General features: G+C 67.1%; 1 pseudogene. It reads right to left on the reverse strand.

The features are described from left to right. Window positions 1-174: 174 nt before the first annotated feature. Window positions 175-389 (reverse strand): annotated as a pseudogene (locus ACY45C_RS16515) (PAC2 family protein); the annotation flags it as partial.

Genomic DNA, 389 nt, shown 5'->3' on the forward strand with positions numbered 1-389 from the left:
CCCCACACCCCGCGCGAACCGGCCACGAACTCGGCGAACGTGCCGTTCCGCCGTGGCGCCGATGAGGACATCATCGACGCCGAGATCGTTGAGGAGTAGCGAGATCGTCGAGGAGAGGAGTAGCCCGGAGGAGAGGGGCAGCTTCTTCTACCGAGCTGGCTCTCCTCCTGGCCTTTACTGGCTGCGACGGCGCAGGTACCGTTCGAACTCCCGGGCGATTGCGTCCCCACTGGCCTCGGGTAGCGCCGTCTCGGGCTCGCGTGACTCCAGGGAACGGACGTACTCGGCGACCTCGGTGTCCCCGGCGGCGAGCTCGTCCACCTGCCGTTCCCATGCCTTCGCCCGCTCAGGAAGGTCACCCAGCGGGATCTCGATGTCCAGCATGTCCT

The sequence above is a fragment of the Frankia sp. CcWB2 genome, from assembly GCF_977927585.1.